Annotated in this window: 11 protein-coding genes, 1 tRNA gene and 1 pseudogene; 7 read left to right on the top strand and 6 right to left on the bottom strand. The window is 45.2% G+C overall.

Going from position 1 to position 13,323, the window contains the following annotated elements:
* Nucleotides 1-60 precede the first annotated feature (60 nt).
* On the top strand, nt 61-372 hold the full coding sequence (locus tag QUB13_RS27775; RefSeq protein WP_194063589.1) for a DUF433 domain-containing protein: 312 nt from the start codon (nt 61-63) through the stop codon (nt 370-372).
* A 17-nt stretch (nt 373-389) separates the two neighbouring features.
* Here the strand turns inward: QUB13_RS27775 and QUB13_RS27770 are convergent, their stop codons facing one another.
* Nucleotides 390-1,622, bottom strand: a complete 1,233-nt coding sequence (locus tag QUB13_RS27770) for an aminotransferase class V-fold PLP-dependent enzyme (protein ID WP_333387632.1) — start codon at nt 1,620-1,622, stop codon at nt 390-392.
* Nucleotides 1,623-1,845: 223 nt separating this feature from the next.
* Here QUB13_RS27770 and QUB13_RS27765 point away from each other — a divergent pair, with 223 nt between their 5' ends.
* The 4 genes from QUB13_RS27765 to QUB13_RS27750 all read left to right on the top strand — a co-directional run bounded on the left by QUB13_RS27765 (nt 1,846) and on the right by QUB13_RS27750 (nt 5,750).
* The gene (locus QUB13_RS27765) at nt 1,846-3,600 is read left to right on the top strand and encodes a TM0106 family RecB-like putative nuclease (RefSeq protein ID WP_333387629.1); all 1,755 of its coding nucleotides are present in this window, start codon (nt 1,846-1,848) and stop codon (nt 3,598-3,600) included.
* Nucleotides 3,601-3,723: 123 nt separating this feature from the next.
* Entirely contained in the window at nt 3,724-4,794 is a 1,071-nt protein-coding gene (locus QUB13_RS27760; protein ID WP_333387626.1) for an esterase-like activity of phytase family protein, read from the top strand.
* Between the two features lie 56 nt (nt 4,795-4,850).
* Nucleotides 4,851-4,924: transfer RNA gene (locus QUB13_RS27755), tRNA-Asp, on the top strand.
* A 163-nt stretch (nt 4,925-5,087) separates the two neighbouring features.
* Nucleotides 5,088-5,750 carry a Uma2 family endonuclease gene (locus QUB13_RS27750; RefSeq protein ID WP_333387623.1) on the top strand — a complete coding sequence of 221 codons (663 nt, stop codon included), beginning with the start codon at nt 5,088-5,090 and terminating at the stop codon, nt 5,748-5,750.
* A 58-nt stretch (nt 5,751-5,808) separates the two neighbouring features.
* Here QUB13_RS27750 and QUB13_RS27745 read toward each other — a convergent pair whose 3' ends face one another.
* Together QUB13_RS27745 and QUB13_RS27740 are read right to left on the bottom strand one after the other, a co-directional pair.
* Nucleotides 5,809-6,018 carry a hypothetical protein gene (locus tag QUB13_RS27745; RefSeq protein WP_333387620.1) on the bottom strand — a complete coding sequence of 70 codons (210 nt, stop codon included), beginning with the start codon at nt 6,016-6,018 and terminating at the stop codon, nt 5,809-5,811.
* Nucleotides 6,019-6,137: 119 nt separating this feature from the next.
* Nucleotides 6,138-6,614, bottom strand: coding sequence for a thiol-disulfide oxidoreductase DCC family protein (locus QUB13_RS27740; protein ID WP_333387617.1), 477 nt, complete (start codon nt 6,612-6,614; stop codon nt 6,138-6,140).
* 324 nt (nt 6,615-6,938) lie between these two features.
* Here QUB13_RS27740 and gltX point away from each other — a divergent pair.
* Nucleotides 6,939-8,375 (top strand): annotated as a pseudogene (gene gltX / locus QUB13_RS27735) (glutamate--tRNA ligase); the annotation flags it as partial.
* A 351-nt stretch (nt 8,376-8,726) separates the two neighbouring features.
* Nucleotides 8,727-9,161 carry a CAAD domain-containing protein gene (locus QUB13_RS27730; RefSeq protein ID WP_333194839.1) on the top strand — a complete coding sequence of 145 codons (435 nt, stop codon included), beginning with the start codon at nt 8,727-8,729 and terminating at the stop codon, nt 9,159-9,161.
* A 153-nt stretch (nt 9,162-9,314) separates the two neighbouring features.
* On the opposite strand, the gene QUB13_RS27725 is transcribed toward QUB13_RS27730, so the two are convergent.
* The 3 genes from QUB13_RS27725 to QUB13_RS27715 all read right to left on the bottom strand — a co-directional run.
* On the bottom strand, nt 9,315-10,748 hold the full coding sequence (locus tag QUB13_RS27725) for a hypothetical protein (RefSeq protein WP_333387614.1): 1,434 nt from the start codon (nt 10,746-10,748) through the stop codon (nt 9,315-9,317).
* Nucleotides 10,748-11,092, bottom strand: coding sequence for a hypothetical protein (locus QUB13_RS27720; RefSeq protein WP_333387611.1), 345 nt, complete (start codon nt 11,090-11,092; stop codon nt 10,748-10,750). Before QUB13_RS27720 ends, QUB13_RS27725 begins: the two co-directional genes overlap by 1 nt.
* 260 nt (nt 11,093-11,352) lie before the next feature.
* Nucleotides 11,353-13,323: CHAT domain-containing protein (locus QUB13_RS27715; RefSeq protein WP_333387608.1), on the bottom strand; the 1,971-nt coding region annotated here is incomplete at its 5' end.

Here is a 13,323-nt window from a genome sequence, read left to right as displayed (position 1 = left end):
CGCTGAGCGAATTATCGAACCTGCAAATTTCTAAACCGCTATTGCATCTGGATATCGATTATGACCCTCAAAGAACAACTTCTCCAAACCATTGAAACACTGCCTGATGACTTGCTAGCACAAACGCTGCAATTCGTCCAAACCCTTCAACATCCCATTCACAAAACTCCAGGAATTTGTGGCGGTGCAGCGCGAATTCGCGATACTCGCATTCCCGTCTGGACGATTATCGCCTACCAACAACAGGGCGCAACTGAAGCCGAACTTCTTTATAATTATCCAGGAATTACCCTTCAAGATTTGCAAGCGGTTGCGAACTATTACGATCGCAACCGAGAAGAAATCGAGCTGTGGCTTGCTGAAAATGAATAACTGCTAATGCTAAAGTTTTACTCAAATGAAAACTTCGCTATGGCGATCGCCCCAACCAACCGATCAATCTCCGCCTCAGTGGTAAAATAGTGAACGCAAGCCCGCACGCAGTCGGGATTCAGAATTCTCCGCACCATAATTCCCTGCTTTTCCAATAAACCAACCAACTGGTTGTGCGGCATCCCATTAGTCAATCGAAACGAAACTAAACCAGCTTCCGGTGCAGATGTTCGCAAACATTCTACATGACTTAGTTCCGACAAACATTCCCAGAGATACTTACTCAAACGGCAAATTTCTGCATACCTTTCCTCAACAGTTCCCCATTCATGCTGAAGGGCGATCGCACTTCGCAAACCCGCATACAAAGGATAAGCCGAAGTCGCAATCTCGTAGCGCTGCGATCCAGCCTTCCACCCCAGAACTTTAGCATTAGAATCAGTGACAATTCCCCGCCAACCGATAAACACCGGATGCAAATCTGTTAAAGCCGCCGCACTCACATAAAGCCCGCCCAAACCCTCCGGGCCACACCACCATTTATGACCGGTAAAAGCATAAAAATCCACCCCAGACTCAATCAAATCCAAAGGTAAAACCCCCACAGATTGAGCCGCATCAACTAACACCATCACTTTGTTATTATTCACAGATAAACCCTCTTGTCTCCCCCCTTGATAAGGGGAGGTTAGGGGGGGTTCATAACCTCGATGGCAGACATTCACAATCTCAGTCAGAGGCAAAACTTGACCAGTATTCCACAAAATGTGACTGATAACCAACAACCGAGTATTTGGCTGCAAACTATCAGCAATTACCTGTACTGGAGATCCTTCATTCAAAGTTGCCGCCAGCGGACAAAACGAAACCTCAATGTTGAAACGGCGCTGAAGTTCCATTACACTAGCTACAATGCCCGGATGTTCGCAATCAGAAAGCAGCAAATGGTCGCCGGCTTTCCAATCAATGCCCCACAGCGCAATATTGCAGCCCACGGTGACATCCTCAGTCAGGGCGATGGTTTCAGCAGGTACGGCCAACTCAGATGCGATCGCCCGTCGCGTCAGCATCGCCTCCTGAACCACCCAAGCCCCCACCTCCCCCGAAAACGGCCCCCCAAGCTGCACCCGCTTGTAAGCCTCATAAATCGCCTGTAAAGCAGACTCAGGCAACGGCCCTTGTCCGCCGTAGTTAAAATAAGCTTTATTGGCCAAAGCTGGAAATTGTTGTCGGTGATTGTCCTTTGTCATTTTTTCTGGGGAATTATTGATAGCGTTAATATTGAATAAGTAGGTGGGAACAAATAAACATTCGATGGGTTGGGCTTGTTTTGCCTCGATCAACAGGCTGCTACTATAGATTTTTAGCTAAACCCGCCCCTACAATACTATATTGTTTTTTGGCAATGAACTACAACTGAACCCGTGAGTTCTATACCTTTTCCCTAATACTCTATGCCCTTGCGAATACTAAATGTTAATAACTGACAAACTGCTACTTTCCTATCAACGATGCAATCTCCGAGCGTTTTTAGACACCTGCGGAGACTGGAAACAACTAGATCCCCCCAGCGACTTTTTGCTGAAACTGATGCGCGACAGCGCCGCATACCAGCAGCAGGTTTTGGAACACGAGACTTACCAACAACCATCATATCCTAGAGGGGATTGGGAAGCTGGCGCGATCGCTACATTGAGTTTAATGCAGCAAGGAGTCGATCGCATTTACCGAGGAGTTCTAATCCAAGGCGAATTGGGCCAAACCAACGGTAAATTAACTTCTCTGGTAGGAATTGACGGTCAATATTTCTCAGATATGGGGGAAGTTTCGCAAACTAATATTCATCTTTCATCCTCCACTCCGCAGTCTTCAAATATTACCCTCGTCAGCCGCCCGCATTTATTAATCAAACAGCCAGGACAATCCAAATTTGGCGATTGGAGTTACGTTACTGCCGATATTTGGCTCAGCAAGCGACCAAAACTAGACTATCAAATTATTGCAGCTTTTCACGCCCGAATATTAGCTACCGTGCAGGGGAAAATCCCCGATTCTGCGTGGCTGATGCTGCGAAAAAAAGGGTTTTGGGAAGTGAATCTCGATCAGCGAAATCCTCAGATGTTCGAGATATTAGATCACTGCATTCAGATGATAGAAAATCGGGATAAACCAGAAGTGTTCATTTCCCGCCAAAAATGCAATCTTTGCGGTTGGTATACTACTTGTCATGGGGAAGCAGAATCTATTAAACATCTTTCGCTATTACCCGGAGTTACTGCTGGCCGCTATGCTAGACTAAAAACTCTCGAAATTACCGATGTAGAATCTCTCGCTAATGCTAGTTCCGAATTGCTGGCAGATTATCCAGAATTTCCCGACCGAGTTGCTTTTGATGTGGTGCGACAAGCTCAATCTCATTTGTTAAATCAACCGCTGTTGCGGGAAGAAGGAAGTTCGGCAGCGGATTTTGTAGCGGATGTATCGGATGTCGGTTCGGTTGTGGCTGCGGTTAATCAGTGTATAATAATACCGCAAAATGGAAAAAATCGTTTAGTAATAGCTAATATTGAGGCTGTCAAAACTACAGAAAATAAATCTGCTGCACCTTCCAAGCCTGCGCCAATTCTTCGCAGCAAGCCAATTCCTTATTCTCAATCGGTGTTTTTGCCGATCGCCCCAATCGAACTCTATTTTGACATTGAAGCGGAACCGGAGATGAATTTAGATTATCTCCACGGAGTCTTAGTTGTCGATAGGTACAACAAAACTGAAAAATTCCACGGTTTTCTGGCAGAATCAGCAGCAGAGGAAGGTGCAATTTGGGAGCAATTTTTAGAATTAATGTGGGCTTATCCTATTGCTCCGATTTTCCACTTTTGCGATTACGAAGTCAAGACTTTTAAACGGCTAGCTAAACTTTACAATACTCCAGCTTATTTGTGGAAACCAGTGCTGAAACGGTTTGTAGATATTCACAAACAAGTGACGCAGCAGGCGATTATGCCGGTGGAAAGTTATGCGCTAAAACCCATCGCCCGTTGGTTGGGTTTTGACTGGCGGGATGCTAAGGCTAATGGGGCTCAGTGTGTCTGTTGGTACGATGATTGGCTCAAAACTGGCGATCGATCGATCTTGGAGGCGATCGTCCGCTACAATGAGGACGACTGTCGTGCTACTTATGTGGTTAAAGATTGGTTGACTAATTTTTTGCTGAATCAGAAACAGTGATTTTATGATTAAACGAACCGCGAAGGCGCAAAGGGCGCGAAGTCAGAAAGAGAAGAAGATAGTAAGATGCGAAAGTCAGCAAAAATAATTATATTTATTTCCTTTTTTTTGATAGCAGCAACTGTGGCAATTTTGATAAATTTGTCAGTCCAATCTTTCGCCCTTACCAAAATAGATTTTATTGGCAGAGCAATATTTCCTACTGGTTCTCCGTTTCAAGGGACGGAGATTGGCGGACTTTCGGGGATTACTTACGATGCCGAAAAACAAGTTTATTATGCCATTTCGGATGACCGCAGCAGCAAGGCTCCGGCTCGCTTTTATTCTCTCAAAATAAACTTGAAATTGGGTAAATTGGAAAAAGACAACATTGAGTTTACTGGTGTCACTACTTTATTAGATGAAAAGGGCGAAAGTTTTCCGAGTTTAAGTTTAGATCTAGAAGGGATAACTTTTACGGGCAATAGCGTGTTTGTTTCTTCGGAGGGAGATGTCGATCGCCAAATCAATCCTTTCATCAAAGAATTCTCCCTCGACGGTAAACTGCTCAAAACGCTGCCAATTCCCGATCTATTTTTGCCCGATGACAAAGGCACTAAAGGCATCCGCAACAATCGATCGTTTGAAAGTTTAACTTTAACGCCCGATCGCCAATATCTATTCACCGCCACCGAAAACGCTATGGTACAGGATGGCGCCGTGCCTTCCTTGGAAAAAGGCAGCCCGTGCCGGATTCTGCGCTACGATGCGTTAAGCGGCAATCCAGATGCCTCCTTTGCCTACATCACCGAACCGCTACCCCCTGGTGCAAATCCTGTGGGAAAATTCACTACCAACGGTTTAGCGGATTTGTTGGCGATCGACGACAAGCGCTTGCTGAGTTTAGAGCGTGCTTTCTCCCTGGAAACCGGCGTTACTGTTAGGCTATTTGAGGTTTCTTTGGAAAAGGCCGATCGCATTGAAACGCTCGAAAGCCTCAAAAGCAGTCGGGGCGAGGTTTCTCCCGCTCAAAAACGGCTGTTGCTGGATTTGGAAACCCTAAAAATTCCCCTAGACAACATTGAGGGGTTGACATTCGGCCCGGAGTTGGCAGATGGTAGCAGAGGTCTGATTTTGGTCAGCGACAACAACTTCAGTCCCCTACAAGAGACTCAGATTTTGGGCTTCCAAATAAAAGTTCAAAAAACCTCTTGACAAAAGGTGAAGTTATAGGCATAATAGAAATTGTGCCTGAAGAAAAGGCAAAACGAGGGACAGTAGTTCAATTGGTTAGAGCACCGCCCTGTCACGGCGGAAGTTGCGGGTTCGAGCCCCGTCTGTCCCGTTCTCTCGTAAATAGAAAGTTTAAACCTTTCATAAATCTCTTTCTAAATAGAGTTTGTTTGTAGTCAGGGCTTCATTGCTCCTGCGGAGAAAAAATGACTAAAGTCCTGACTGCGAATCTTATGCTCTTTAGATAGCCAGAGATGATTAAGGAGTGGGAAAATATGCTCGTTACGCCCATTAAGCCGTCACCGGAAACAACTACACAACGGGTAGTATTATCTAATATCAGTTGGCAGACTTACGAAAGCTTATTAGCAGAAGCGGGAGACAAGAGGTCTTCGCGATTTTCGTATTCTCAAGGAGTCTTAGAAATTATCATGCCATCAGACTTGCATGAAACTGTTAACTGCTTGCTAAAACGGATTGTTACAGCTTTGACTGAAGAGTTGGACTTGAAAATTAAGGGATTTGGTTCTACGACTCTCAACCGTGAAGATTTAAAACAAGGTGCAGAACCAGATTCGTGTTTTTATATCCAAAATGTCGATCGCATTCTAGGGAGAAGGCTTGACATCTCAACCGATCCTCCGCCAGACTTGGTGATTGAAGTTGATATTACCAGTCCTTCATCTAATCGGTTTGTAGTTTACAGACAGCTAGAAATTCCTGAAGTTTGGCGGTATCGGGCACAAACTGTACAAATTTATCAATTGCAAAATCGGGAATATATTACCTGCGATCGCAGTCCGACATTTCCCATCCTTTCTGTCGCAATGCTCAATCAATTTTTGCAGATGGCAGAAACTCAGGATGATAATGCCATAATTCGGTCTTTGCGTCAATGGGTAAGGGAGCAGTTGCGATCGCCCGAAAATGAGCAATAATATTTAACTGAATTGAACTAATTGCTTTCTCCCACGGACGATCGGCTTCCAGCAGCCCTCAAAAGTGTTGGATAATAAATGGGCGGGCTATCTGATATGTCAAAACCAGGACGATCGGCACTAGGATCGGAATAGCAACCAACAATCCCCATTTGCCAAACCTCACCTTTTGGCCGTCCGATTTGAACAGGACAATCACAGCGATAATTCCCATGACTACCCAGAGGCCGCCAAAGCCCATGAAGACTGTATATCCTGCATCTTGCATTGTTTTTACCTGCTTTCGATCAATTAATCTTTAATGTTAGTTGCAGTTGGTTCCTGCTGAAATCTGCAAATCGGTCGATCGCACTTACTAATATCGCACTTACTCAATATGACTCATTTTCAGTTAGAACGGCAGCGGCCTTGAACTTCGCACTCAACCCGCGCAGTTCGATCGCTCATAATACTTGCTAAATCCTGCCTTCGGGTCAACCTCAGCCGCCAATCTGCCCAAATTCCGTACAGCCAATTAGCGATCGCCCCAATCACCGGCAACTTAGTAACAGCATAAATCCATCCCATTCCCAAAATCTCATAAATACGGCGAAAAACCTCCACATTTTTAACCGTCGTACCGTCGGGTAACACCGCGTGAATCCGCCCCATTGCCGTTTCGTAGTCAACTCCGCCGTGGGCTTCCGGGTTGTAGCCATCCTCCGCGATATCCACAAACGACACCAAACCTCGCCCTGCATCCCGTTTCTTCAAAAAATTCACCTCTCGCACGCACAGCGGGCATTCAGCGTCGTACAGCAACTCGATTTGCCAAGAGGGCTTAACCTCAACAGATTCGGAAAACTCGGTTTTAGCAGCAGACATAGGGAAATATGTTTTAAGAGCGATCGCACCCAAACATTTTACAAGAATTTTCTGGTAGCCCTACGACATTTATTATTTGTGCTTTGAAAATAGTCCCAAAGGTGAATTCAGTCTTGGCCGCCCGCAATGCTAATATCATCAAGATGCCCTTTGCCGAGTTGCCGGAGACTTTCGCCGACAGTCGAATATCAAACAATTCCAGGCCAAGCACCTGCCAAGCACAACTGTTAATTCGGCAACAAAATATAATAAAATTTTAAAATCTCAAACATCCGCGATTCCCCCAACCAGCAAATCAACCCCAATCTAAAAGCAAAAATATACATGAATGTCAGAGTCCGTCTAGCCCCCAGTCCCACCGGAAACCTACACATCGGTACCGCCAGAACCGCCGTATTTAACTGGCTGTTTGCCCGCAACCAAGGCGGCCAATTCATCCTGCGGGTAGAAGACACAGACGTAGAACGTTCTAAAAGCGAATACACCGATAACATCCTCGAAGGACTCACATGGCTGGGTATGGAGTGGGACGAAGGCCCGAGTTTTCAGTCCGAGCGTCTGGAAATATACCGCCAAGCAGTCCAAACCCTTCTAGACAATGGACTCGCCTATCGCTGCTACACCACGTCGGAAGAACTCGACGAAATGCGGGAAGCACAAAAAGCCAACAAACAAGCCCCCCGCTACGACAACCGCCACCGCAACTTGACAAGCAAAGAGCGCGCAGCTTTTGAAGGCGAAGGGCGACAAGCTGTGGTTCGGTTTATCATCGACGACGATCGCACAATTTCTTGGAACGACATGGTGCGCGACACCGTAACCTGGAAAGGTAGCGACCTCGGCGGCGACATGGTAATTGCCAGGGCATCCAGCGGCGGCGTCATCGGCCAACCACTCTACAACCTCGCCGTAGTTGTCGATGACATCGACATGGCCATCACCCACGTCATCCGCGGCGAAGATCACATCGGCAATACTCCCAAACAAATATTGCTCTACGAAGCTTTGGGCGCGACAATCCCAGAATTTGCCCACACGCCGCTGATTTTAAACTCCCAAGGGCAAAAGCTTTCTAAACGCGACGGCGTAACCTCGATTTCTGACTTCAAAGATATGGGCTACCTCCCCGAAGCTTTAGTCAATTACATGACTTTGCTCGGTTGGACTCCGCCGGATTCAACGCAGGAAATATTTACACTGTCCGAAGCTGCAGAATTATTTACATTTTATCGAGTCAACAAAGCTGGTGCAAAATTTGACTGGGACAAACTCAACTGGCTCAACAGTCAATATCTCCACAAAATGCCAGTACCGCAATTGACAGATTTGCTGATACCTTATTGGCAGAAAGCCGGTTATGAGTTTGACACCGAGGCAGACCGCCCCTGGCTCGAACAAATAGCTGCTTTAATCGGCCCTAGTCTCGTTCGCTTAACCGATGCTGTCGATATGTGCAAGTTGTTCTTCTCTCCCACTGTGGAATACGAAGAAGAAGCACTCGCACAGTTGCAGCAGCCAGGGGCTGCAGAGGCTTTACAAGCAGTTCTAGAAGTTCTGGAAAGTCATGCCACCCTGCAGTCAGCCGAAGCTCAGAAAATCACTAAAAAGCTCAGTAAAGAGAAAAATCTGAACAAAGGGCTAATTATGCGATCGCTCAGAGCAGCTCTGACAGGTGCAATGCACGGCCCCGACCTGATAGAATCTTGGGTAATCATTCACCAGCGGGGGACGGCTAAAACCCGCTTGCAAGAGGCTATTAGCAACTTGAATTTGCCGCTTGTTGGTGTCGCGGCCGAAACTCCTGCCCCAGAACAACCAAACGCAGAAACAGTCGCCGAAACTTCTGTCGCACAACACCCAGCAGCGGAAGTTTCACCAGCCGAAATACCGACTTCAGCACCAGAGGTTTCAGCAGTCGAAATATCGGCTCCTGAAGCAGAGGCGGCGGAAGTTACAGCAGTCGAAATACCGACTTCAGAAACAGGCGAAGTGTCGGCTCTAGAACCAACCGACGGGGAGGTTGCAGCAGTCGAAATACCGGCTCTTGAAACAGTCGCAGCAGCAGTTGAAATACCTGCCGCCAACCAGCAAAAAACTATTGCGAGTGGAGAAATGACTTCATCAAACGAACCAGAAAAAACAATTATCATCACCGAAATTCCTGCTGAAAATGAAGCAGACAGTTCGAGCGGTACCACACAAGTCATAATTACCGAAGAACCGCCAAGTCAGGCCCAGCAGATCAAAGAACAAATTATCTCAATTTTGTCGGAGTTTCCCGCTTACATCGGTAGCTTTTACGAGCAGTACAAAAGCCCCCTGACAGTTGTCGGTGTAATTTTAGCCTCGATTGTTTCTTTGAAAGTGCTTTTGGGCATAGTAGACGAACTCAATGACATCCCCCTGCTAGCACCCACATTTGAGCTAATCGGTATCGGATACACCGCATGGTTTGTCTACCGCTATTTGTTGCGCTCTTCCAACCGACAACAATTAGGCCAAGAAATTCAAGCCTTGAAAGAACAAATTTTAGGCAAAAAATCCTAAACTTTTGCTGGTAATTTGTTGAATTTGCGCCCGACACCGACAATTTTTTATGAGTTGTCGGTGTCGGATTTTTTTGTAGGAATGGGCGATTGAAATTGCTGAGTTTAGGGGCACACAAACGAAGTCCACTCCAAGCGGACTAATGGTTAATGGCTAATTCTTTGGTCGAGTGCGCCACCAGACGATCGCAGCCGATCCAAAGGCGATCGCGCAACTCAAAACAAAGGAAAATACAAAGGGATGCCACAGGATTAAAGGTGCGGGGACGTGGTTTTGTTGCAGCGTCTGGAAGAGTTTGTCTGTGCCGCTTGATGCTGCAATTCCTCCGGCTGCTAAACCGACGCCGATCGCCTGTACAGTGCTTTCTAGTCGATCGTCTCGGCTTTTCTCTGCTAATTCGCTCTTGCGGAGTTCGATTTGGTTGGCGCGATCGCTCCGGGCTTGTTCTATTTCTACTATCCCTCGGATTGAGGCGATCGCCTGTTCGATTAAGCCTGTGCCGTGTCGGAAATATCCTAAGTCGCCTGCTATTTGCGATCGCATATATGGAGCAGTTTTTCTACTGAACTGATTTAATATAGATAGTTTTTTTTCATCGTTTTCTACTTTAGCATAGATTTGGTCTAATTTCTCATTGTAATTGTTAAGGTTGATCGCAATTGTATTGCCGTAATCTTCTAATTTTGTCAGCCCTTGAGTGTAAGTCAGTGCTGTTTTCAGTAGCTTTTTCAGCTCGTCCTTAAATTCCTGTAAATTTTCGGTAGTCAAGGCGCTGTCTAGTTCATCTATTCGCTGCTGCAACCTATTAACGTTATCCTCCACTTGTCCGTAAAAATCAAACAGTATGCGGTGAATTTGCCTGCTGTTGTGAAAGGCTTTAATGATTTTATTGCGGTAGTAAAACAAATCTAGTATTTCCCGCTGGTAAGTACCAAGCTTATCTTCGGATGCTTCGCTGTTGGGAAACCAGACAAGCAAGTGCCGATAATTAGCAGTTTGCTTGATTAAACCGTACTCAAAAATCTGGCTCCCAAATAACTCGCCAGCGCGGTTAAAAGGAGGGCGATATTTTTCGGGAAGTAAAGCATTACAGCATTTGTCAGCTAAAGATTTGAGGGTTTCGAGACTTGGTGATTGTGGTTGCGGGGTTAATTTAGCAGTAATTAGAATTGTTTCACCTAGAAACTCTTCCCCGGTAACGATTCCTAATAAATTTTCGGGGTTAAATGTACTCAGCCATTGCGGGGAAACTTCCTCTACAAAACTATCAGGGAAACCGACATTCAACCAGAGGGCATAGCTGTCTCCTATTTTAATGGGAAGAGCAAATCCGCTGACCTCTAATTTTGTTTCATTGTAGCTGACTTGAGAATTAAAATTTAAGCTGATGTCTCGCAACAAATCAACCGAGAAATTAGATGATTGTTCGGAAAATTTGAGATTGGGTTTGAGTTTTTGGGATGTAAAGCTTTCTAAAAAATCATCGCCCCAATTCCAGAGGGGATTATCTCTGCCGCTAGCGTCGCCGATTAGGTGAAAGGCAAAAGCGTAGACATTAGGATTTAAAACTTTTTCAATTTCACTCATTAATTTTCAGGCTTCTCAGAATTTATCCGATTTTCTAAAGATTCTAGCAGCCGTGGGAATAGGCGGGGAAAGTGATTTTCTGAAATATTTTCGTCTCCTTGCGGTTGACTGGCTTTAGGGATAGCCTTGCCCCTGGTGGCGACGGCTTCCAATGCTTGTGTAATTTCGGGATAGTCGATACACCAATTGCTGAGTATTTTAGAAATTGCTTGATTTGATTCATTTTCGGCAGCCGCAATATCGTTCTCAAGGGTCTTTAATGCTTCTGTGGCTGCTTCGGAAAATAAATTGGGACTGGTTTTCAAGACTACTAGAAATGAATTAATGATTTTTTCGGGTTTCATGGCTTAATTTATGTCTGGTAATTTATGATTTTGTCATTTTACCATATTCGCAAACGACACGGCAATGCCATGTCCTGATTGCCGTGTGACGAAATTGTCAAATGATCGGGAAATTGCATTGTTAAATGGTAGGGAAACGGCATTGCCGTGTCCTGATTGCGGTGTGACGAAATAGTTAAATGGTCGGGACATTGCATTGTTAAATGGCAAAGACACGGCAATGCCGTTTCATACAAAAATTAATGGTTTGTCCGACGAATCTATTGCCCAATCGCACAAAAAGCCGCCCAGAAGTGGGGAGATTGGTAACGTTTGTTTTCGGGTCTTTGACCAAATTCAATAGAATTTTGCATTTCCTCTTTCCTTTCATCTGAAATTAATTTACAACTTGCAACCCAATCTACCAAATCTTGCACTGTTGCCTCCTTTAGCCACAACTGAGACTCCCGCAAAGCAATAGCCACAGGCGGGCGAGTTTCAGACAATAAAATCTCATAAAACTTTATCATCAAAATCGCCGTAGATACATCATTGACAGCCCACAAAGTGCTAATCACACTCGTCGCCCCGGCATAGAAAAAACCGCTAGGCAATCCGATATACTCATCAGTGCTATCTTTAATATCCGTTAACCCAGTTTCGCAGGCGGAAAGCGTAACTAAACTGCACTTATTCAGCCGCAAATCAAAGATTTCTTCCAGCGTCAGACATTCGGCGATGTCGAAGGTTTCGCCTCGGCGAGAACGAATATAACTTTTTTCCTCCGAGTTAACGTTATCGGGGGTAATTTTCGCCCCAGCTAAGATTAAAGCTGATTTTCGGGGATTGGAAAAGTCGAAAAAGCCGTGACAGGAAAAGTGGGCGATGTCGGCATTCTGCAATGCTTCAAGCTGTTGCTGCAATCCTGTCTTACTTGCCTTTTCCCGAATCAAAACTTCCGCCGGATTAAAGGATTTGGCAATTGCTTCAACTTCGATATCGGTGAAGTCTAAATCTTCTGTCGGGTTTTGAATGGCAAATAATCTTGTGGGTGATGACTCTTCCCCAGTCGGATTTACCCGCTGAGATAATTGTAATAGCTGACAACTGGGAGTATATCTCACGCCGCCTGGAAAAAGTTCTAGGAAACTTGCAGTTTCTTCTGTATTTTGCTTTAGTCTTCGGCTGGTTAACGCGTGAAGCGGTAATAAGTGCAAATATCGGAAGGGAACTAATATCAATCGCAGGCAGTTTTCCGGGAGGTGAGAAATTATTTGATCGATGTGCAAGATTTTAGCTAATTTTTCCAGGCGGGTTTCTAGCTGTTTTTTCCAGTAGTCAGGTTGATAGATGTAGTAAACAATATATTCCGCCACAAACTTGTGTAATGCTTCCAAGTCTTGATCTGAAGAGTGCCAGATATCGGGTTGAGTGGAATCGCGGGTAATAATAAAAACTTTAAAGCCGTTAAACGTGATGTACCATTCCAAAATAGCCTCATCTTCACCTAAAAGACTGCGAATTTCCTGAAAACTAATCCGCTGTGCATTTTGCGGGAGGCTGCGGGCATTGTGAAACAATTCTACTAGGTTTCTGGTTTTGCTGCGTTCGATGTATTCTAGGGCGGCGGTGGTGTTTTCCATTTCTAGGCAAACTTCTACCATGACCTCATAAAGTTTATTCCATTCTTCAGCTAATTTTTGTCTGTCAGCTTCGCCGCCGATAATGATTTCACTCCGCATTGATTCTACTGTCTCAATCGCGGTATTAAAAGTATTATAAGCTTCTGAGAGTTGAGAATTATCCTGGTAGGCAAGTCCGAGATTAAATAAGGTTCCAGCATGATTTATGGGAAATGCCTCGCGGGTGTAAACTGATAATGCTGCCTGAGAAGTGGCGATCGCCATTTCTAGATTATCCGCTTTTTCGCCTCTGATTCTGTTGTGGTAGGCACCCGCCAAATTACTTTGAGTTCTTGCCCATTGTTGAGGAAATGCCTCGCAGGTGCGAACTGACAAAGCTGCTTGAAAACCGGCGATCGCCATTTCTAGATTCTCGGCTTTTTCGCCTCTGATTCTGTTGATGTAGGCAGCCGCCAAATTATTTTGAGTCTCAGCCCAATCTTGAGGAAATACCTCAAGGGTACGAACTAACAAAACTTTTTGATAAACAGAAATCGCCATTTCTAGATTCTCGGCTTTTTCGCCTCTGATTCTGTTGATGTAGGCAGCCGCCAAATTATTTTGAGTCTC

It is taken from the genome of Microcoleus sp. B4-D4, from assembly GCF_036705185.1.
GTDB lineage: Bacteria > Cyanobacteriota > Cyanobacteriia > Cyanobacteriales > Microcoleaceae > Microcoleus.
The sequence above is the reverse complement of the archived record's forward strand: the minus strand, read 5'-3'. Positions and strand labels throughout refer to the sequence as shown.